This window comes from Acinetobacter sp. TW_SC_4 (assembly GCF_054861205.1).
Map to the genome: position 1 here is coordinate 2,598,063 of NZ_CM142174.1, position 20,674 is coordinate 2,618,736.

Genomic DNA, 20,674 nt, shown 5'->3' on the forward strand with positions numbered 1-20,674 from the left:
CGTAAAATGTATAAAAATTGGCCATATCTGTCAAAACAATTTGTGCAATTCTGAACATACTGTCAGCATCTCCAGAAAAAGAATGAAAGCAGATGAACGCACCTTTAAAATCTTCCATACAGCCTGTGGTACGCAGCAATCTTGATTTTAAGCTGAGTGAAATTCCGCGTTACTGGTTTGGTGGCGATCCATTCCTGACCCGTATGTTTGATGCACTGAGTCTGACCTTTCCTGATGGTGAGCGTTATTTCATTCAGAGTGTGCGTCTGTTCCGCGACCAGATTAAAGATCCAGATCTGCAAAAACGGGTAGCTGATTTTATCCGTCAGGAAGCACAACATGGTATTGCCCATGACAAGATGAATAACCTGATGCGGGAACAAGGCATGCCGGTCGATCAGTTTATTCAGCGTCTGAACTACATGATGAACTATGACTTGAAGAACCGTTCGCCTGAGTACAATATTGCAGTCACTGCAGCAGCGGAACATTTGACCGCGCTCATGGCTGAAACTTTTTATGGGCAAAAAGATACTTTAAGAAATGCCCATCCTTTTGTTCGTGCCATGTTTGCCTGGCATGCGATTGAGGAAATGGAACATCGTGATGTTGCTTTTGATGTCATGAAAGATGTGGCAAAAACGCCAGAATGGCTGCGTCAATATACCCTGCTCATCACGACTTTTCTGATGTTTGGTTTTACCATTTACCGTGCCAATGTCATGCTCAAACATGATGGCTTTAGCCCGCTGCAACGCTTGCAAATGAATATCCGTGGCTTACCTTGGTTCTTTGGTAAAAAAGGCACTTTGACTCGTATAGGTAAACAGTATCGTGACTGGTTTAAAAAGGATTTCCATCCATCCCAGCACCCAGTGATTGCTCAATATGATGTTTGGGTAAAAACGCTGGCAGAAACCGGTGACCCGATTCAGGCAGGAGAAGCCTTCTGGCAAGCTGCAGAAGATTAAACCTAGAAATCAAAAAGCCTTCAAAATCGAAGGCTTTTTTAGATTTAGAAGTTGGAAAAATGAATTACCATTTGGCATAGTGCTGTTCTAAAAGTCCATATTCATTGACCAGTACAATATCTTGGCCATCCTGCCGGATAGTCCCTGATACTTTTGCCTGCCACTGGCTAAACTGGCTGCCGACCAGACGCAGATTCAGATTTTCATAACGGCGCCAGCCTGTGTGTACATTCAGGTTCAAGCAGCCATCTAATGACTGGATGTTCCAGCGTTCGTCAGATTCCTGCTGAAACAACACATCCGCCACAGGATAAATTTTGCCATTTACCCACAAACAGTTTTCATTACCAAAGCTTTCATTAACACCGGAAGCGAGATTGATCCCGATACGGTTATGATTGGCATCCCAGAAATTACAAGATAGCCAGAACCAGGCAGTTTCAGGACGCAAAAAGCCACAGGTATCATCCAGAGAGGCGAAGGTGCGCTCATTAAACTGGATGGTTTCACCCTGCTTATTTACGAAATAACCTTCACAACCCAAAGTGGTCAATTTCTGGGTATAGGTCCAGCCATTGATTCCGGTCGGACTGCACATACTCAGCGGATCTGTACCTGCACAGAAAATTCGGGCACTAAGCTTGATTTCACCATATTTGGTCACATGGATATAACGCACCCCATTGGCATGCTGGATATCAATCTGAAAGGGAGATTTGTGAAAATAACTATGATTAAATAATGGCTGTTCGTCTAGCACCGTATTGCGCGAGAAGAAATTGATCGCATTCCATTCCTGCACTTCGTTGGTACTATGGTTATAGATGTAGAAAAAACTGTGCCCAGCCCAAGCGATATCAGCAATCGCAAGGCCAATCGTATAATGTTCGTGTTGAATACTACAGAATTTAAATTTTTTATATTTTAGTTGCTTACGCCATCCCTTGAGTACATCACCATAGGGATTTTTGTACTGGTACGCATTGTAATCAATACTTTTTGGAATTTCTTTGAAACGTCCGTAACGTGGTTGTCCATTTTCCTGAATTAAATCCATTAAGACATTCCATCTCAATCAAAAACTATTTTTGCTTGAAGCTATTATGCCGATTATTGAGATTTGATAAAGAATTTTTTAAAACCGTTCGTCAGCTCTTCCGGCCAATTCTGCTTAAAATAACCATTTTAATTTTCTAAATGAGAAACTGATTTTTTGCTGTTTTATCCAAAACTTGAATAATTTTTATCCTATTTTGAACCAGATTGCTTCTTCCTATTACTCTCTAAAAATTTTCTTATCTATAAAAATAAAAAAATCGTGCTGAATAATTCAACACGATTTTTTCTTAATCCACCCTGCCCTCCTTTTAGAAAGAAGGGTTTTCTCCCCTCTTTGAAAAAGAGGGGCTAGGGGGAGATTTTACATCTCGACCATTTCTACACCATCAATACGGGCAACGGTCATCAAGTCTTTATCACCACGACCAGAAACGGTCGCAATAATGATTTGATCCTTGTCCATGGTTGGTGCAAGTTTAGTGACATAAGCCATCGCATGTGAACTTTCAAGCGCAGGAATAATCCCTTCGATCTTGGTTAGATCACGGAAACCTTGTAACGCTTCCTGGTCATTGATCGGCACGTAGTTCACGCGTTCCATATCTTTCAGGAAGCTGTGTTCCGGACCTACACCCGGATAATCCAGACCAGCAGAAATTGAATGCGTTTCAATGATCTGACCTTCTTTATCAGACATCAGATACGTACGGTTACCATGCAGTACACCGACGTGACCCGCATTCAGTGGTGCAGAGTGCTTGCCAGTTTCGATTCCTAAACCTGCAGCTTCAACACCATACATTTTCACATCCTGGTCGTTCAGGAATGGATAGAACAAGCCCATCGCATTTGAACCACCCCCCACACAAGCAACCAATGCATCTGGAAGGCGACCTGCCTGTTCCTGAATCTGACGGCGTGCTTCACGGCCAATAATGGACTGGAAATCACGAACCAATTGTGGATATGGGTGCGGACCTGCCACCGTACCAATCACATAATAAGTTGAGTCAACGTTGGTAACCCAGTCACGCATCGCTTCGTTCATGGCATCTTTTAATGTTTTAGAGCCACTTTCTACAGGGACAACTGTTGCACCTAGCAAACGCATACGGTAAACGTTCATCGCCTGACGTTTCACGTCTTCAGCACCCATGAACACCACACATTCAAGACCTAAACGCGCTGCGATGGTTGCAGTTGCTACACCATGCTGACCGGCACCTGTTTCCGCAATAATGCGTTTTTTGCCTGAAAGTTTAGCCAGTAAAGCCTGACCAATCGTATTGTTTACTTTATGCGAGCCGGTATGGTTCAGATCTTCACGCTTTAAGTAAATTTGCGCACCACCCAACTCTTTCGACCATCGCTCAGCATGATATAAAGGACTAGGACGACCTACGTAGTAGGCTAGATCACGGTCGAATTCTGCCAGAAACTGTTTATCATCTTTCATGCGGAAATAAAGCTTTTCCAGATCTTGTAAAGCCGCCATCAGAGTTTCTGACACAAAACGCCCGCCATGGATACCGAAATGTCCACGCTCATCCGGGAATTGGGTATAGTCAATCACGGGCTTGTTGTGATTAGTACTTTGCTGATCCACGATGGACTCCTTGCATAAAGCGTTCTATGAGTTGTTGGTCTTTTATACCTTTTGCGGATTCGACACCACCACTAACATCAACAGCATAAGCCTGTGTGGTGTGAATTGCCTCCTCGATATTGTCCGGGTTTAAACCCCCAGCCAGGATCAAGGGAATATCTAATTGAGGAAAGGTGCTCCAGTCAAAGCTGTATCCGGTGCCACCTTTTAAATCAGGATGCCAAGCGTCTAACAGTACTGCGCTGGCTCCTGCTGCCTGATAACGTTGAATTTCAGCGACTACGTCCAGATCAGGTTTGACCTGAATCGCTTTGTACCAGCGACGTCCAACTTGCTGGGCAATGGCCTGACATTGTTCAGGGCTTTCATCACCATGAAACTGTAGAATATCCAGCGGAACAGTTTTTAAAATATCCTGGATTTCATATGCCGTACTATTAACAAATAAGCCAACCACTTGAATATAAGCTGGCACTGCTTTGACCAGCGCTTCAGCCTGTGCCTGAGTCACGCTACGTGGACTCGGTGGATAGAACACGAATCCAATGGCATCACAGCCGGCATCAGCAACAGCCTGGACGTCTTCAACTCGGGTAATTCCACAGATTTTGGCACGGGTTCGCATATAATGTTGGCTCTGATTTACCAAGATATCAAGTAATCTATAAGATTGGGGTGAATCATTGTAATGCAAATCATCGATCTTGCGTAAAGTTCATACGGATTATTCTTGTTCTTGATTGTTTAAATCCTAAGCAAACTTTATACTTGCCACAATTTGCAACGAGTCAAGGCCTTAAGGCTTTAGGGAAGTTGGTGCAAATCCAACACTGCCCCCGCAACGGTAAAAAATGAAAAGCTTGTCTTTATAAATCTTCAGGATTTACACCACTGCATCAATATGTGGGAAGGTGGATAAATAAGTATGAGTTTCAATACTACATTTAAGTCCGGATACCTGCTTGTTGTGTTCTTTAACTCAATCATTCACGGGGAGTGAATGTATGGAGCACATCTTATGTCTATTCCATTTCAGCCTGCTGCCTTAGCAGGTTCTATCGCGTTTGCTTTGGGTTTTTCCTCATCAGTTCATGCTGCCGAGCAAAAAGTTGCACAAGCAGCTTTAGATACCATTGTGGTGACCGCTACCCGATCTGAAGAAAAAATTGAAAATGTGCCAGCGCGAATTTCAGTGATTGAACCTGCGACTCTTGAGCAATCCCCTATTGCCTCATTACCAAATTTATTGAAAAAAGAGGCTGCTTTAAACGTTGCTCAGCTAGGCGGTTATGGACAACAATCCTCTATTTTTATGCGAGGTACAAGTTCTTCACATACACTCGTTCTGCGTGATGGCATGCGATTGAATACCGCTTTAAGCAGTTCAGCCTCCTTACCTTTTATTGATACGACTGACATCAAGCAAATTGAAATTCTGAAGGGTCCAGCATCAGTTTTATATGGTACAGATGCCATTGGCGGCGTCATTCATATGATTTCTAAAACACCTGAGCAATCAGGTGCGTTTATTACAGGTGAAATTGGCGAGAATAAAACTTACAAATCACTCGTAGGTGCCGATTTAGCGGAAGATGGTTTTTATGCCCAAATCCGTGGTCAACGCCTGGAAACTGACGGAAAATCTGTTCTAGATGATGAAGATAAAAATTATCCCTTTGATCAAAAAGGTTTCAGCACAAAATTTGGCGTCAACAAAGACCAATATGGTTTATCTCTTGATTACAGCCAAAATAAAGGCACAAGTGATTACAATGCAGGTAGCCTGACTTCACAAGATTTTGAAAATGAAATGGTTAACCTGAGAGGACGAATTAACCTAGGTTCACAATTAGAACTCAATGCCCGCTTATCGCAGTTTGACGATCAATTAGATCAAAATGCTGCGAATTATCTAGGTCAGGTCGATTATTCATATAGTACCACTCAAGAAGCAGAATTGTATGCCAAACTCAATTTAAATGATCAGCATCATATTTTACTAGGGACAACGCATAGCAACCTTGATGGTGATGTTCTTTCTTATGGAGTTGCCTATAAAGGCGATGTTTCCTCTCAAGGATATTACACACAGCATCAATATCAATCAGATAAACTCAATACTCAACTCGGCATCCGTGTTGAAGATAACGAGAAATATGGCTCTCATACTGTAGGGCAAGCTGCTGCACGTTATGCAATATCACCTCAACTCAGCGTCTATACGAATATTGGTTCAGCTTTTCGTTCACCAAACTTAAATGAGCTGTACAGTGGTGAATCTGCAAATCCAAATTTAAAAGCCGAAGAAAGTCTATCTTATGAAATTGGCTTCGACCAGGCCCTCACTCAAAACTCATCTATTTCATTTTCCGTGTATCAAAACGAAGTGGATAACATGATCCAAAAAGTTGATGGCAAGTTAAATAACATCAGCGAAGCAACGCTTCGTGGTGGCGAGCTGGCATGGAACTGGAAACAAGACGATTGGTTCATTGATACTGCTTTTGCGTATGTACAAGCTAAAGATAGCAAAACGGATATTGAGTTGGCTAAACGACCACGTCAAACCCTCACTCTGACCACAGGCTTGGAAAATGAAATTTATGGGATGAGTGCTTCTCTTATTGCCCGTTCCAAGTCAAAAAGTTGGAGTGATTCAGACCATAATCCAGGCTATGCGACCGTCGATTTAAATGCTTACTGGAATATCAATCCACATGTCAAAGTATTTACCAACATAGAAAATGTCGGTGATGTTCGTCATAAGATCGAATACAACTGGAATAATTATTATGTTGATGAAGGCCGACTCGCTTCTGCCGGTGTGACTTTTAAATACTAAGCTCTAAACAGCAAAAAAACTTTAAAACAGCGCAGTTTATGGATAATGTTATGACCGACATTATCCTTTTTTATTATCTTCATTAAAAATCCAAGGAACACATATGGGCCACCGTTTAAGTAAAATCTACACGCGTACAGGCGATTCGGGTACTACAGGGCTTGGTGATGGCTCACGCGTTGCCAAAGATGACTTGCGTATTACCGCGCTGGGTGATGTCGATGAACTGAATGCCGTGATTGGCGTATTACGTGCACAAATTTCAGCAAGTAACATTGAAGATCAAGCCGCTTGGGATAAATCTTTAAGCCTGATCCAGCACTGGCTATTTGATCTGGGTGGTGAAGTGTGTATTCCAGGTTTTAATCTGGTGCAACCGGTATCAATTGAGTTTTTAGAAAATGATATCGACCGCATGAATGAAGCGTTGCCGATGTTAAAAGACTTTATTCTGCCTGCCGGAACGCTGGCGTGCAGCTTTGCCCATCAGGCGCGTGCAGTCTGCCGTCGCGCAGAACGCAGCGTGATGTCAGTTCACTCACGCGACCAGAATATTCAGGCGACTTCCCTGCAGCTATTAAATCGCCTATCTGACTGGCTGTTTGTGGCTTCACGCACCTTGCAACGTACTGAAGGCGGTTCTGAGGTGTTATGGCAAAAAAATATCAACGAGACCATTGATCAATAAATCCACTAAAATGTATTAAATTGCACGGAAAATTCTGCGCCAACGGTATTTGCAACAAAGTGTTTCAGGCGCAGAATATTGCAATACTCCTGTCACAACTCTTCATCATTATGTTTTCATCTTCACTTTTTCAGGTTATCGCAGCATGCGCATAATCGGACATCGCGGTGCGCGTGGGGAAGCGCCTGAAAATACACTAGGCGGTTTTCAATATATTCAGGATATCGGGATTCGCGCAGTAGAATTTGACGTACGCCAGCTTAAAGATAATGCCCTGATCATCATGCATGATGATAACTTTGTACGAACTACCGGTTTGCAAAAACCCCTCTACGAATGTAACCGTCAGGATCTCAGTCAATATAATCACGCAGTGAAATGGTCAGAATGGAACAAGGTCGAAGCGACTCCCATGCTGGATCAGACCCTAACCGTGATTCATAACTTTGATCATATTGAAGTTGAAGTCAAAAGTGTAGCGAGCCAGGCAGATGCTGAAAAAATTACGCTTGAGCTTGAACAGCAGTTACAGGGTTATAAGCATTCAGTCGTGATTACCAGCTTTGATCCTAAAATTCATCAGGCTTTGCAACAGCAAAATTCCAGTTTAAAACGCGGCCTTCTAATTGAAACAGATGTGAAATATCAGGCGATTGATCAAGCTTTAGAACTTGGCTGTTGTCAAATTGGCTGGATGAATGAACTGGCTAGCAAAGATATTATTCAAGCCACACAAGCTGCCGAACTCACCATCAGCGTCTGGACCGTAAATGATGTTAATCGTGCCAGAGAATTACGCGACTGGGGTATTCAGGGTCTCATTACCGATTATCCGAAGTTAATGATGCAACATCTTTAAATAACCCAAAATGCAAGATTCTATACATAGATCATTTTTCTTTAAACCTTGAAAAACAATTTAAAGAAAAATCCATGACTGTAATCTTGTTTAACTTTAAATGACGGGATTGTTTACAAATTTATTTCTCTCCAATCTAGTAGAAAAAATGAACATTCATTTGACTCATTTTCAGAAAATAAATTTGATTAAAAGCTTCAAAAACCTCAGTGATTTACTCGGAAATCAGAGCCTGTCTAGCCCGCGAAAATGGTAGTTTCCCTCCTACTTATTCTGTTACCGATAAGTACAGTACAACCGTACAATAATGCTAGTGATGCCCTAGGGGGCATGCTAATATGAATGAATTAACCGCTGTTAAAATAAACAATAGCGGCCTCTGCTTTTTGTTATACCTTCCCAGGTTCCAGGAGTGCTGTTGGAGATGAATGCTCCCCTACCTCAAGCCCCAATTAACTGGGTCGCTGTGTTTGCTCTGGTAGTTTTACCCATTGTAGCTGTTATCGCGATTCCGTTATATGCGTATCACCATGATTTTAGCCTTGCCGCTTGGATCAGTATGTTTGTTTTGCTCGGCGTTAGCAGCCTGGGGATTACAGCGGGCTATCATCGTCTTTGGGCACATCGTGCTTATGAAGCGACTTTACCTTTAAAAATCATTTTAATGATCATGGGTACCTTTGCGGTGCAGAACAGTATTCTGTACTGGGGTTCAGGTCACCGTACCCATCACCGTCATGTCGATGACGTGGAAAAAGACCCATATTCAATTAATAACGGCTTCTGGTATGCACACCTGGGCTGGATGCTGCGTGACTATCCTGCTGCAGAGCCAAACTATAAGAATGCACCAGACCTGCAAAACGACAAAGTCGTTATGTTCCAGCACAAATACTATGTGCCTCTAGTAATTGCAGTACATGCTGCAATCCTGTTGCCAATCGGCTGGGCTGTAGGCGATGTCTGGGGTGTATTGTTATTGGGTGGTCTGGTTCGTTTAATCCTGAGCCATCACGTGACCTTCTTCATCAACTCACTCTGCCATATGTGGGGTTCACGTCCTTATACGGATGAAAATACTGCACGTGACAACTTCTGGTTAGCGATTGCAACTTGGGGTGAGGGTTATCATAACTATCATCACATTTTCCAGTACGATTACCGTAATGGCGTGAAATGGTGGCAATATGACCCAACCAAATGGTTAATCTGGACTTGTTCTAAACTGTGCCTTGCGAAAAATTTACGGCGTATTCCAAGCTTTAATATTAAAAAAGCTGAACTGGCAATGAAGTTTAAATATGCCGAGCAGGATCTGGCGGTATATGGTCATAATGTCAATGAAGACATTATCAATGTGAAAAGTAAGATTGCTCAAGAATATGAAGCCTTTACTCAGACATTAAATGACTGGGCCAAACTGAAAGAACAGGAAATTCAGGTGAAAAAGGCTGCTGTGGCAGAAAAGATTCACCAGATGGATGACAAGCTTAAATTTGAATTCCAACTGGTTGAACAGCGTCTTTCTCATCATCGTGAAACACTGAATCTGTTAGTGCGTAATTTGAAAAAAGCGCCTGTCTCTTAATAAGACTTGAATTCTCAAAAAAGCTCCTGAAATCAGGGGCTTTTTTTTATTTCTGCCTGTCTTATCTATACTTCCCTTTTACAACAGTTTTAAACAGAGATCTTTGTTATATTGCTTTTATTGCCTAAATATTTTGACTGCTATGTATTTTAATTCTCGATATCAGACTCTCCCTCCTCGCCTTTACCATCATCAGCCTCCGCTACCTTTAAAAGGTGCTAAAGCGGGACATTTTAATGCTGCGCTTGCTGATCATTTGCAATGGTCTGAGGAAGATAAAGCACAATGGGTCGAAATCTGTAGTGGTCAAAAAACCTTTGCCGAATTTGAACCTTTGGCCATGGTGTATGCCGGCCATCAGTTTGGTCAATGGGCAGGTCAATTGGGTGATGGACGCGGTTTATTAATCGCTCAGATTCTGGATAAAGATCATCAGACCATTGACCTGCATTTAAAAGGTGCTGGTGCAACGCCTTATTCACGTATGGGAGATGGTCGTGCAGTGTTACGCTCGGTAATTCGGGAATATCTGGCCGGACACGCCTTAAATGCGCTAGGTGTAGAATCTAGTAATGCGGTTGGCTTTACCTCTTCCGCTCAAGGCGTACAGCGTGAAAAACTGGAACCGGGTGCAATGCTATTACGTACGTCTGACTGTCATATCCGTTTAGGACATTTTGAATGGATCAATCAGTATCAGCCAGACTTGCTGCCTGTATTCACACAAAAATGTATGGAATGGCATTACCCGCAATGTCTACAAGCAGAACAGCCTATTCTGGCATTTGCTACTCAAGTCATTCAGCGTACTGCAGTCATGATCGCCAAATGGCAACTGGTTGGATTTGCGCATGGTGTCATGAACACCGACAACCTGAATATTACCGGTTCAACGCTAGACTTTGGTCCTTATGGGTTTATGGAGCGGTTCCGTCCCAACTGGATTAATAACCACTCGGATTATCAGGGTCGTTATACTTATCAGCAGCAACCAAGCATCGGCCACTGGAACTTGTGGATGTGGCTGAATAACCTGATTCCATTATGTCCTGAAAACTATGATGAAGAACAATGGAAACAGGATCTGGCCCGATGTCTGGAACATTATGAACCGACTTTCCTGGAACATTATAAGCATGGCCTAAACCAGAAAATGGGCTTACCGAGTTTTCACAAAGACAGTTTTGACTGCGCTATGGCTTTTCTCAGAATCTTGCAAAGTGAGCAACTCGACTATACGCAAAACTTTATTCGCCTGCAGAATCATGAATATGAAGCAATCAAGGATGAGTGTTTGGATCGCCGTCAGTTTGAAGCATTCCTGACTCAATATGAAGCGATCCGTGACCATCAGGATATTGAAGAATTAGATGCCGCCATGCAGCTCGTCAATCCACACTATATCCTGCGCAATCACATGGCACAGAAAGCAATTGAACTGGCTGAGCGGGATGACTTTTCCGAAGTCGATCGCCTGTTTAAATTATTGAGTCAGCCCTATTTAAAACAGCCAGATCTGGAACACCCTGAAGATCTAGGGCCATTACCGAGTGATGTACCTGAAGTCATGGTAAGTTGTTCATCTTAATTTATTCACAAGACGACCAAAAACTGTGGATAATTTAAGCATTATCCACAGTTTTATTTTGATTTATTCGTAACTTATGACCTTACATCAAATCTTAGCACAGATAGCGATAAGTTTACCTGAAGTCACTGTGACTCAGCCTTTCGGTGAAGGTTGTGATGTATTCAAGGTGCTAGATAAAGTCTTTATGCTTCAGTTCTATCTTCAAGGCAAAGCTGTCATTAATTTAAAAGTAGCGCCTGATTATGGTGCTATGCTGCGAGATACTTATTCTTATATCCATGCGGGCTGGCATATGAATAAACAGCACTGGATTTCAGTGTATGAAGATAATGAACTGGATGAATCTCTGGTTGAGGATCTAGTACAGAATTCTTATGAGTTAGTAATATTGAAATTAAAGAAAGCAGAAAAAGTACGGATTGACTTATTACGAACATTAGAAAAATAAGTGCAGATACCACCGATGACTAAGATCAAACCAATAACATTAAAGACAAAGCGTTTAATTCTTCGCTCCTACCACTGTGGTGATGAAATCAATTTATTTCAAAACTATTTTAGCGATCTAGCAGCATCAAAATATTTGCAAAGACATCCACATCGGAATCAAACTCAAACTCGACAAACTTTAGAAAGCTGGGCGGGACAAAAGTGAGAAGACTCAGATCCTGAGTTTATGTGGATTATTGCAGATCATTTAATTCAGCAACCTATGGGTATTTTGATCTTTATACAAAGGCATGATATTGGAGAAATTCTCTTCGGGCTTGGAACTCCTTATCAAGGACAAGGTTTTATGTGTAAAGCGATGACTTCGGTAATCCAATTTCTAAAATAAAGCCAAAAACTCACGAAAATTGAAACCTTTTGCGCTACTGAACATTTAGCGTCAAGACAAGTATTAGAAAAAACAGGTTTTCATAAACAGCAACTGCTTCATGCTTGGACCATCTTTCCTTTATTAGGAAATGACCTTAAAGACTGTATTCAGTATATTCTGCCACTAAGATCAAAATAAACCTTAACTCATCTAAAAGCTTTAGATATTGCGACAATATGAAAAAAGCCCAATCATTTCTGGTCGGGCTTCTTCTGATTGGAGATTTTAGGCTTAAGCATTCCTTTTATTCAGAAACTTAAACACGCCAAACAATACCGCAATCCACACCGGCAACATCAACACTGACAACATAAAGCCTTGCGTCCACATGATGTATAAAATCATCAGCATAAAAGCTAAAACAAAATAGTTACTAAACGGCGCAAAGATCGCTGGGAATCTGGTTTGAATCCTCTTTCGTTTGATGGTTTGTCTAAATTTCAAATGAATCAAACTGATCATCATCCAGTTCAATACCGCAGCTGCTACTACAATATAAATCAGGTAACTCAAAGCTTTTTCAGGCACAAAGTAATTCAGGATCACACAGCCAAAGATCAAAAATGCTGAGAACAATACCGCAGCCACAGGCACACCATGTTTATTTACGCTCTTAAATAATTGTGGTGCATTCCCTTGTTGAGCCAGCCCCATCAACATACGGCTATTGGCATACATGCCACTATTACAGACTGAAAGTGAGGCAGTTAAAATAATAAAATTCAGTAAATGTGCAGCCCATTCAATCCCCATCTGGCTGAAAATCATTACAAATGGACTATGATCTAAATCGCCTAAATTCAGCTGATTCCATGGTACAAGTGAAAGTAATACGGCAAGCGAGCAGATATAAAATAAAAATACCCGAATCACAGTTTGATTCACGGCACGTGGAATGTTCTTGTCAGGATTTTCGGTTTCTGCCGCTGCCATACTAATCAGCTCAATACCACCAAAAGCAAACATCATAAAGGCGAGCATATAAAACAGCCCATCAAAGCCATTCGGAAAAAATCCACCATGAATCCATAAATTGCTGATCGAAGCGGTTGAAGTTGCATCGGCAGTGAGGAGTAAATATATGCCAAAGATAATCATTGCAATGATAGCTAAGACTTTAATCATCGATAGCCAGAATTCAGACTCACCATAAATTTTGACATTGGCCAGATTGGCAAGGGTTACCGCCAAAAAGAAAATGAGTACAGATACCCAGGCTGGAATATGTGGCCACCAGTAATTGATATATTTGCCAATGGCGGTCAGCTCTGTCATTGCGACCAGAATATATAAAATCCAGTAATTCCAGCCGGTTAAAAAGCCTGGAAATTTACCCCAGTATTTAAATGCAAAATAACTGAATGAACCAGTCACAGGCTCATGTACAATCATCTCGCCTAACTGGCGCATAATCAGGAATGCAATCAAACCACCAATCAAATAGCCCAGAATAATGGAAGGTCCTGCGGACTGAATAATTTGTGCGGACCCCAAGAATAATCCGGTTCCAATGGCCCCGCCCATAGCAATCAGCTGGATATGACGATTCTTTAAACGGCGCTGTAGTTGCGGTGTTTCACTCTCCAAGACACGCTCTCATGATGAATAAAAAACCGAATTGTAGCTGGTCTCCAACTAATCAACCAATACATAAATTTAAGTTATTAATTATTAAACTTTTATTTTTTTCGTATCTACTAAGATGAAAAGAAATATAAATAATTGATTTCATAATAGATGCTAGGGCGTGTCCTCATTTGGCTTTACACCAAATAAACATGCAAGCAATGTAAATCATAGACTGGTAATTTCGTGCAAGCTTATCAAATCGGGTTGCAATCGCTCGGAAATGCTTCAATCTCGCAAAAGCATTTTCAACTAAATGTCTTAATTTATATAGATATTTATCAAATTCCTTATTCGATTTCTTACTGTTTGATCTCAATGGAATAATGGGAATCATATTCTTGTTCTTGGCACATATTCTAATGTGCTCAGCATCATACCCCTTGTCAGCAATAAGATAAGTTGCCTCGCCTACAATATCAATCAGTTGTTTTGCAACTTGACTGTCGTGGACGTCACCCCCAGTGATTTTAAAATCAATCGGTAATCCATTCGCGTCGGTTGCAAGATGTATTTTTGTTGTTCGTCCACCGCGTGATTGTCCAATTGCTCTTTCGAAACCATGCCGAGCTCCACTTGCATGTTGATGCACGCGTAGGTAGCTTCCATCAATGAATACCCATTCCTGATCCAGAATGCCTCGTAATCTAAAAAAAATTTATCCCATAATCCCTTACTTGCCCAGCGATTAAAGCGATTGTAAGCAGTTTGCCAAGGGCAAAGTTCTTGAGGAATATCACGCCATGTCGCACCCGTACGTAGTTTCCATAAGATGGCTTCCATGATATTTCTACTATTTTTTGAACAGTAACAACCGTGTAATCGCATAGTATCTTGAATTTGCTGCCAGATATCATCGGTAAGAAGAGTACGTGCCATTGAAAATATAGAAATAAAAATAACTCAAAGGAGGATTTTAAGTATTTAAAACCAATTCTTCAAATGAGGACACGCCCTAGTTAAAAGCTATTTTATATATTAAAACTCCATACCTTCATAAATAGAAATGGCTCTTTTTTGATGAATTATTGCGTTGCATTAAACGCCTCATGGTAGACCACTTCTCCATGTGGAATAGATCCATTAAATGCAATGACTTGAAAATATTCTGGTGGAACATCCTTGAGGTAAAGTTCTGAAAAAGCCTTAAACCCGAAACGACCATAATATTGAGGATCACCGAGCACTACACATCCTTCACCACCCAAATTTTGCAAGCGATCTAAAACTGCCTGCATAAGTAGAGCTCCAATTCCCTGTCCTTGCTTTGCAGGTAATACCGAAATTGGGCCAAGACCGTACCAGCCAGTTTCACCTGAAGAGATACTAACAGGTGAAATAGCCACATGGCCTACCAGCTGATTATTTTCAAGTGCAACTAAAGAAATCGTTAACTGCCCATGCTTACGTAAAGCATTGACAATAAATTGTTCAGTATGACTTGAATGGTCAGCATTTTGAAAAGCCGCTCGGGTCAATTCAGTAATGGCTGGAATATCTTCTAGCTGTTCATCCCGAATGATGATTTTCATTATTTTGGCTCTCTTATATTGATTATTTTCAGAAATAAAAAAAGCGAACAAACCAAGAAATCTATCCGCTTTTCTTTAACTAATTTGAATATTAGTCCTCAGGATATTCAAAACGATACCCTACACCATAAACAGCCTGAATCCACTCATGACGGTTTCCGGTTTCTGCCGCATCTGAAATTTTACGACGCAGGTTTTTGATATGACTATCAATCACACGGTCTGCCACGTCAAAACTGTCCGGATTGATATGATCTAGTAATTGTGCTCGTGAATACACTTGGCCGACATGCTCCAGGAACAGCTCCAGCAAACGGAATTCAGTCGGGGTCAAGTTCAAGGCTTTTTGCTGATACCAGATACGCTGTTGTGATTTATCCATACGGAATAAATCATTGCTTTCCGGCTCAGCTTTACGGTCTAAACGGCGTAATACGGCCTGTACACGGGCAACCAGTTCTTTTGGACTAAATGGCTTACAGATATAGTCATCCGCGCCCATATTCAGGCCCAGTACACGGTCAATTTCTTCAGTACGCGCAGTCACCATAATGATCGGCAAGTCTGACTGTTCACGCACTTTACGGCAAATGGTCAGACCATCCATACGCGGCACCATCAAGTCCAAGATCATCAGGCTTGGTTTACGCTGGGTAAAACTATTATATGCTTCTTGCCCATCATGAAACACGCTGACTTCAAAACCAGCAGCCTCTAGATAATCTCGCACCAACAGGGCAAGTTCGACTTCGTCTTCAACCAGCATGATATGTTTCATGAATATATTTTCCTTTATGGTTTCAATTGTTTAGGAAAACTTAGTTTGCATCGTAAACCACCTAATGGTGAATGTGCAAAGCTTAAGCTACCACCCATAGCCTGAGTAATTTTATAAGATAAGGCCAGACCTAAGCCTGTCCCACCGGTGGCACGAGTACGCGAATCATCGACACGATAGAAACGTTCACCAATGCGAGTCAGCTGCTCATCAGTCAGACCGAATGGACTGTCATCGACATATAAGGTCCATTCTTTCTCATTCTGTTCGGTATGAATATGTACCTGGCCACCGGCTTCTGTATAACGAATACTGTTGCTGAGCAGGTTGGCTACGATCTGCTTGAAACGGTCCAGATCCAGATCAACTTCAGCACCATCACCTTCAACAGTCACTTTCAGGTCAGCCTGTTCAAATTTAGGCTGAAAGTTCATTAATTCCTGCTGCACCACATCCCACGGATTAACAGTTGCATAATAAAACTGTAATTGCTGGGCATCCGCTTGTGCTAGAGCTGCCAGATCCTGAGTCAGTTTTTTCAGGCTGGTTACCTGTGCCAACATCGATGCAAAATGCTCTGGTGTCGGTTTACGGATTCCATCCTGCATCGCTTCAATCTGTGCCTGCAAGACTGCCAGCGGAGTTTTCAGCTCATGTGAAGTATCGGCCACCCACTGACGGCGTGAAGTTTCATGCTGATCCAGAATCACTGCCAGTTGATTCAGTTCATTAGACAGATCACCCAGCTCATCATTACGTTTCACTTTTACCTGATGCTGATAATTACCACGAGTCAATTCACGTGTTCCGTTCAACAAACGCTGAATCGGTTTTTTAAAATAAGTTGCCAGCAATAATGCAGCAATCAGACTGGCTAGAATACTTAAACCATAAACTAAAAATAGGTAACGTTTCTGATTACTAAAGAAATTAATACTTAAAGCATCATCTTGGTCTAAAACCGGTTTCAAACCCAAATAACCGACCACCTGATTTTCAACCATGATCGGACGATAGGAAATCTGCTCATCTGATGCTTCGCCTACTACAAAACGACGTTTGGCGTCATAGAGTGACAGGCGTGAACTCAGACCCAGACGGTCTGGCATCTGGATGAACTGCTTCTTGCCAGTAGGCTGCTGGACTGGCTGTTGACCGCCATTATTGTCTTTACGGTCAGTTCTAAACAGGTTCTGATTGGAGCTAAGTGGAAATCTTAAACCTTCAAAGGGCTGGAATTGTGATGGCAAGTTAGACGCCAGAATACGCAATTCTTCTTCATTGACTGAGCGCGGTGTCAGATTTGGCTCGACCATACTTGAAGGCGCTACAGTAGCTAAAGTTTGCTCCTGAAAGTAACGCTGCTGCAAGGCAATATCATACTGACGGCGCAACCACCAGCGCGATAAACGGTCATAATCATCCGGTGCAGCTTCACCTTCGATTTGCAGAATCTGCGCCTGAATGGCGTTACCCCAGTCTTCATATACCGTATAAACATCAGCCAGATTCTCGATCACATGATCCAGCTTCTGCATTTCTACATCCGCCACATAGCGGGTAAAGTTGCGCTGCATATTCAGATGCAATACGCCCAGACTCACCGTGGTAATTACCAGGGTGGTCAATAAAACAGTCAAAAACAGACGTAATGCAATCGGAATACGGCGAACCTTCAAAGTAAAAATCTCAGTTTTTCTTCTCTATATTCATTATTGTAGCGAACACAGACTTAAAAAACTCTCCATTGTTTCTTCATCTTTATTATTTAATCTTTACTCATCAAAAAAATCAGCTCTTGTATGGGGTAAAAACATGAAAGCAATGACAAAAATCGCCTTAATCAGTGCCAGTGTTTTATCGATGGGTGCATTGACTGCCTGTCAATCGACTAGCAACGTGAATGAGCAGAAAGATCATTCTCGCATGATGAAACATCATGAAGGTCAAAAACAGCATCGTCTTACTCCAGAGCAACGCGAGCAGTTCAAAGCCGCTCGTGCAGAACGCATGCAATTGCATAAACAGATTCAACAGGCCTGTGACGGCAAAGCTGCAGGCAGTGCAGTCCAAATCAAGGCGGGTGATAAAACCGTTGATGGTCAATGCAAGATTTCTTTCAAACCCGACCATAAAGGCATGAAAGCTCAACGTGGTGAATTCCGTGGCATGCGCGGTGAACATCGTCCGATGCGTGATGAATTCCGAGGTGGTATGAACCGTGGAGAAGCATTAACGGATAGTCAACGTGCAGAAATGGTTAAACAGTATGATCAGCGTTTATCAGAACGTCAGGCTTTACAAACTGCGTTTGCCAACGCTTGTAAAGGTCAAACCCACGGCAAGGCAGTTCAAGTGAAAGCGGGTGCTCAAACTATTGATGGTCAATGTATCGTGCACTTCCAGCCGAATGCACCCATCAAGATGACTAAAACTGCATCTTGATCTTCTTCTACGTTTCTTATTCCTTCAAATTCAGGCACCTTCGGGTGCCTTTTTTTATGGCTGACTCCTCAGTCCTCTTTTGACCATTCATATTTTGCTAATTCCTACAAAAGTCTTTGCAGTCAATATGTTTACTGTTCTGTGCAGATTAATCTTTGACTTTATAGTCACCAAGAAAGCCGCCTGAAAGCTTGTATGGCCGGGCAAGATGTTGCACGATTAGATTCATAGCAATACGTGTCACTGAAGGCACGTTTCAATTAATTTAGGATGATAACGCTGGTCTAAACCAGTATTGAGGAAACCGATATGCCACAATACAAAGCGCCCTTACGTGACATGCAATTCGTTCTACACGAATTATTAAATGTTGAAGAACATTACGCAAAACTTCCTGCGTTTCAAGAAAACGTAAGCCGTGAGTTGGTTGATCAGTACCTAGAAGCTGCAGCTGACTTCTGTGAAAATGAATTATCTCCTCTAAATCAAGTAGGCGACCGTGAAGGCTGTACCTGGAATGACGGCGTTGTAACAACACCGACTGGCTTTAAAGAAGCGTACCAGAAATACATCGAGCTAGGCTTCCCTTCTCTTTCTGCGGAAGAGCAATACGGCGGTCAAGGCTTACCAAATTCTTTAGGTATCACTATTTCTGAAATGGTGGGTACTGCGAACTGGGCTTGGGGTATGTACCCTGGTCTGTCTCATGGTGCAGTTCGTACTTTAGAACACCACGGTTCTCAAGAACAAAAAGACGCTTATCTGCCTAAACTGGTTTCAGGTGAATGGACAGGTACAATGTGTCTGACTGAATCTCATGCAGGTTCTGACCTCGGCATCATCCGTACTAAAGCTGAGCCACAAGCTGATGGTAGCTATGCAATCTCTGGCGAGAAAATCTTTATCTCTGCTGGTGAACATGACATGGCAGAGAACATCATCCACATCGTACTTGCTCGTCTGCCTGGCGCGCCTAAAGGTACTAAAGGTATTTCTCTGTTCATCGTACCAAAATTCAACCTGAATGCTGACGGTTCAATCGGCGAGCGTAACGGTGTACGTTGTGGTTCAATCGAACACAAAATGGGGATCCATGGTAACGCAACTTGTGTCATCAACTTCGATAACGCAAAAGGCTTCCTGATCGGTCCTGAAAACCGTGGTCTGAACTGCATGTTCACGTTCATGAACACTGCACGTATCGGTACTGCTGTACAAGGTCTGTCTGCATCTGAGGCAGCGTTCCAAGGCGCTTTAACTTATGCTAAAGACCGTCTGGCAATGCGCTCTCTTTCTGGTCCTAAGGCACCTGAAAAAGAAGCAGATCCAATTATCGTTCACCCAGCTGTACGTAACATGCTTTTAACTCAAAAAGCATTTGCTGAAGGTGGTCGTGCACTGGTTTACCTGTTGGCTCAATATGCTGATGTGGTTGAACAAGGTACTTCTGAAGAAGAACGCAAGTTCGCTGACAATATCCTGTCACTATTAACTCCAATCGCGAAAGCATTCCTGACTGAAACCGGTTCAGAAGCTGCGAAACATGGTGTTCAAGTCTTCGGTGGTCATGGCTTTATCTCTGAGCATGGCATGGAACAAATCGTACGTGATACACGTATTGCCTGCCTGTACGAAGGTACCACTGAAATTCAAGCACTGGATCTGTTAGGCCGTAAAGTACTGGGTACTCAAGGTGCGATGTTGAAAGACTTCACCAAGATCATCCACAAATTTGCGGAAGCGAACAAAGACAATTCTGCAATGAAAGAATTTGTTGAACCGCTTGCGGCATTGAACAAAGAATGGGGCGACCTGACCATGCAGATTGGTATGCGTGCGATGCAAAATCCTGAAGAAGTGGGTGCAGCTGCAGTAGATTACCTGTACTTCTCTGGTTATGTAACACTGGCTTACCTGTGGGCTCGTATGGCACTGGTTGCTCAAGAGACTCTTGCTGCAGGTACCACTGATGCTGACTTCTACAATGCTAAATTGACGACTGCACGCTTCTACTTCAAGAAAATCCTGCCACGTGTTCGTTCACACGTTGACGTGATTGCAACTGGTGTAGAACCGCTTATGTCTTTAGATGCTGAACATTTCGCATTCTAAGCTGATGCAGTTTTAAATGCATAATAAGAAAAAGGACGGTCATCTTCAGGCAGTCCTTTTTCTTTATAAAGAGTTACAGAATTAACCTTTAGTTGTC

At 42.2% G+C, this 20,674-nt stretch carries 17 protein-coding genes and 1 riboswitch; of the genes, 9 read left to right on the forward strand and 8 right to left on the reverse strand.

Translation table 11 applies throughout. The features are described 5' to 3' along the window. Nucleotides 1-92 precede the first annotated feature (92 nt). A complete protein-coding gene (locus ACWM1W_RS12765; RefSeq protein ID WP_034169939.1) occupies nucleotides 93-971 on the forward strand; it encodes a metal-dependent hydrolase in 879 nt (292 codons plus the stop codon). Nucleotides 972-1,035: 64 nt separating this feature from the next. Here the strand turns inward: ACWM1W_RS12765 and ACWM1W_RS12770 are convergent, their stop codons facing one another. The 3 genes from ACWM1W_RS12770 to ACWM1W_RS12780 all read right to left on the reverse strand — a co-directional run bounded on the left by ACWM1W_RS12770 (nucleotide 1,036) and on the right by ACWM1W_RS12780 (nucleotide 4,261). Further along, the gene (locus ACWM1W_RS12770; protein ID WP_005232041.1) at nucleotides 1,036-2,028 is read right to left on the reverse strand and encodes a DUF2804 domain-containing protein; all 993 of its coding nucleotides are present in this window, start codon (nucleotides 2,026-2,028) and stop codon (nucleotides 1,036-1,038) included. Nucleotides 2,029-2,391: 363 nt separating this feature from the next. Then, nucleotides 2,392-3,636, reverse strand: coding sequence for a tryptophan synthase subunit beta (trpB, locus tag ACWM1W_RS12775; protein WP_175966713.1), 1,245 nt, complete (start codon nucleotides 3,634-3,636; stop codon nucleotides 2,392-2,394). Continuing rightward, complete coding sequence (locus ACWM1W_RS12780) at nucleotides 3,617-4,261, reverse strand: phosphoribosylanthranilate isomerase (protein ID WP_312086522.1); 645 nt, start codon at nucleotides 4,259-4,261, stop codon at nucleotides 3,617-3,619. Before ACWM1W_RS12780 ends, trpB begins: the two co-directional genes overlap by 20 nt. A gap of 143 nt (nucleotides 4,262-4,404) precedes the next feature. Next, nucleotides 4,405-4,616, forward strand: a riboswitch (cobalamin riboswitch). A 38-nt stretch (nucleotides 4,617-4,654) separates the two neighbouring features. On the opposite strand from ACWM1W_RS12780, the gene ACWM1W_RS12785 reads away from it, so the two are divergent. From ACWM1W_RS12785 to ACWM1W_RS12810, 6 genes are all read left to right on the forward strand, one after another. Continuing rightward, entirely contained in the window at nucleotides 4,655-6,478 is a 1,824-nt protein-coding gene (locus ACWM1W_RS12785; RefSeq protein WP_375726208.1) for a TonB-dependent receptor plug domain-containing protein, read from the forward strand. A 103-nt stretch (nucleotides 6,479-6,581) separates the two neighbouring features. Then, nucleotides 6,582-7,166, forward strand: coding sequence for a cob(I)yrinic acid a,c-diamide adenosyltransferase (locus ACWM1W_RS12790; protein WP_375726209.1), 585 nt, complete (start codon nucleotides 6,582-6,584; stop codon nucleotides 7,164-7,166). 145 nt (nucleotides 7,167-7,311) lie between these two features. After that, nucleotides 7,312-8,025 (forward strand): glycerophosphodiester phosphodiesterase, encoded by a 714-nt coding sequence (locus tag ACWM1W_RS12795; RefSeq protein WP_286964650.1) that lies wholly within the window; start codon nucleotides 7,312-7,314, stop codon nucleotides 8,023-8,025. A 424-nt stretch (nucleotides 8,026-8,449) separates the two neighbouring features. Then, nucleotides 8,450-9,613, forward strand: a complete 1,164-nt coding sequence (locus ACWM1W_RS12800) for an acyl-CoA desaturase (RefSeq protein WP_375726210.1) — start codon at nucleotides 8,450-8,452, stop codon at nucleotides 9,611-9,613. 142 nt (nucleotides 9,614-9,755) lie between these two features. Next, nucleotides 9,756-11,201, forward strand: a complete 1,446-nt coding sequence (locus tag ACWM1W_RS12805; RefSeq protein ID WP_375726211.1) for a protein adenylyltransferase SelO — start codon at nucleotides 9,756-9,758, stop codon at nucleotides 11,199-11,201. Between the two features lie 76 nt (nucleotides 11,202-11,277). Further along, nucleotides 11,278-11,652, forward strand: a complete 375-nt coding sequence (locus tag ACWM1W_RS12810; protein WP_375726212.1) for an MmcQ/YjbR family DNA-binding protein — start codon at nucleotides 11,278-11,280, stop codon at nucleotides 11,650-11,652. Between the two features lie 663 nt (nucleotides 11,653-12,315). On the opposite strand, the gene ACWM1W_RS12815 is transcribed toward ACWM1W_RS12810, so the two are convergent. From ACWM1W_RS12815 to baeS, 5 genes are all read right to left on the reverse strand, one after another. Beyond that, nucleotides 12,316-13,671 (reverse strand): amino acid permease, encoded by a 1,356-nt coding sequence (locus ACWM1W_RS12815; RefSeq protein WP_448765153.1) that lies wholly within the window; start codon nucleotides 13,669-13,671, stop codon nucleotides 12,316-12,318. A gap of 166 nt (nucleotides 13,672-13,837) precedes the next feature. Continuing rightward, nucleotides 13,838-14,589, reverse strand: a protein-coding gene (locus ACWM1W_RS12820) for an IS5 family transposase (RefSeq protein WP_375726226.1) whose coding sequence is annotated in 2 segments (ribosomal slippage) — nucleotides 13,838-14,355 and nucleotides 14,355-14,589 — 753 coding nt in all. Because the reading frame shifts where the segments join, the coding sequence is not laid out codon by codon here. 146 nt (nucleotides 14,590-14,735) lie between these two features. Next, the gene (locus tag ACWM1W_RS12825; RefSeq protein WP_313399854.1) at nucleotides 14,736-15,242 is read right to left on the reverse strand and encodes a GNAT family N-acetyltransferase; all 507 of its coding nucleotides are present in this window, start codon (nucleotides 15,240-15,242) and stop codon (nucleotides 14,736-14,738) included. Between the two features lie 91 nt (nucleotides 15,243-15,333). Continuing rightward, nucleotides 15,334-16,020 carry a response regulator gene (locus ACWM1W_RS12830; protein ID WP_034704234.1) on the reverse strand — a complete coding sequence of 229 codons (687 nt, stop codon included), beginning with the start codon at nucleotides 16,018-16,020 and terminating at the stop codon, nucleotides 15,334-15,336. Between the two features lie 14 nt (nucleotides 16,021-16,034). Beyond that, the gene (baeS, locus tag ACWM1W_RS12835; protein ID WP_375726225.1) at nucleotides 16,035-17,699 is read right to left on the reverse strand and encodes a sensor histidine kinase efflux regulator BaeS; all 1,665 of its coding nucleotides are present in this window, start codon (nucleotides 17,697-17,699) and stop codon (nucleotides 16,035-16,037) included. Between the two features lie 136 nt (nucleotides 17,700-17,835). Between baeS and ACWM1W_RS12840 the strand changes: the two genes are divergently transcribed. Both ACWM1W_RS12840 and ACWM1W_RS12845 read left to right on the forward strand, forming a co-directional pair. After that, nucleotides 17,836-18,465, forward strand: coding sequence for a hypothetical protein (locus ACWM1W_RS12840; protein ID WP_375726224.1), 630 nt, complete (start codon nucleotides 17,836-17,838; stop codon nucleotides 18,463-18,465). 309 nt (nucleotides 18,466-18,774) lie between these two features. Beyond that, entirely contained in the window at nucleotides 18,775-20,577 is a 1,803-nt protein-coding gene (locus ACWM1W_RS12845; protein ID WP_312086547.1) for an acyl-CoA dehydrogenase C-terminal domain-containing protein, read from the forward strand. The last annotated feature ends 97 nt before the right edge of the window (nucleotides 20,578-20,674 follow it).